This window comes from Azospirillum sp. UFLA03-27 (assembly GCF_059803775.1).
Map to the genome: position 1 here is coordinate 1 of NZ_JAUQTX010000535.1, position 698 is coordinate 698.

1 protein-coding gene is annotated in these 698 nt (G+C 69.1%); it reads left to right on the forward strand.

Annotation, left to right across the window (positions count from 1 at the left end):
• Nucleotides 1-2 precede the first annotated feature (2 nt).
• Nucleotides 3-698 (forward strand): IS5 family transposase gene (locus Q4I23_RS32935; RefSeq protein ID WP_498529037.1). Its coding sequence is split into 2 segments (ribosomal slippage), with 697 coding nucleotides annotated over them: nucleotides 3-300 and nucleotides 300-698; the frame shifts between segments, so codons are not numbered across the junction. This gene is flagged as partial in the annotation.

The following is a 698-nucleotide window of genomic DNA, read 5'->3' on the forward strand; positions in this document are numbered from 1 at the left end:
AGATTCTGCATCCGCTGATCGAAGCGTGCCGCCCGCGCGGCAAGACGCCACCCCAGCACCTGCGCCGCACGGTTACGGCGATCCTCTGGCGGCACACGAACGGAGCCAAGTGGCGCGCCATCCCGCCCGACTTGGGGCCGTGGTGGATGGCCGCGCAGACCTTCATCCGCTGGGCACGACTGGGCGTGTGGGAGCGCTTGCTCGATCTGGCCCAGCAGCGCGGCGTCGCGCTCGGCATGACGTTCCTGGATGGCCCCACGATCCGGGCGCACCCCAAGGCCGCGGGTGCGTCCAAAAAAGGGGATCTGGAGCACGGCGAGACGTGCGTGAGGGCCTTGGCCGGTCTCGTGGCGGCTATGGCACGAAGGCCTGCGTGATAGCCGACGGCGGCGGACGCGCTCTGGGCTTTACCCTGGCACCCGGGCAAGCCCACGAACTGCCGCTCGCTCCGGATCTGCTGGACATCCTCCCCGACGTGCCCGCGTGGATCGTGGCCGACCGCGGGTATGCGTCCGATGCCTTCCGGCAGCACGTGTGGGACCTCGGCGCCCGTCCCGCCGTCCCAGCCAAAAGCAACGAGGCGCCGGTCGCCTGTCCAGCCTGGATCTACAACAATCGCAACATCGTCGAGCGCCTGTGGGCCCGGCTGAAAGAATGGCGCGCTATCGCCACCCGCTATGAGAAGACCGCCGTCTCCT